The organism is Parasutterella secunda (assembly GCF_016901835.1).
Lineage (GTDB): Bacteria > Pseudomonadota > Gammaproteobacteria > Burkholderiales > Burkholderiaceae_F > Aphodousia > Aphodousia faecavium.
Genome location: NZ_JACJKX010000066.1, coordinates 1 through 212, shown reverse-complemented (window position 1 = coordinate 212; position 212 = coordinate 1). Strand labels below are relative to the sequence as shown.

Annotated in this window: 1 protein-coding gene; it reads right to left on the bottom strand. The window is 42.5% G+C overall.

The annotated features are described in order from the left end of the window. The coding region (locus tag H5985_RS09370) for an IS30 family transposase (RefSeq protein WP_205051033.1) at positions 1 to 212 on the bottom strand (212 nt) is incomplete at both ends.

The following is a 212-nucleotide window of genomic DNA, read 5'->3' as shown; positions in this document are numbered from 1 at the left end:
TAATTTTATCTTGTGCTTGTTTAACGGCTTGCTCGGTCACGTTATTGAGAGACTTTCCTTTTGGGAAATATTGCCGCAAAAGTCCATTCGCATTTTCATTGCTGCCTCGTTCCCAACTGTGATAAGGAGTCGCGAAGTAAGTCTTACAGTTGAGTTGAGAACTAACCGACTTATGCAGAGCAAACTCCTTGCCATTATCAAACGTGATGCTG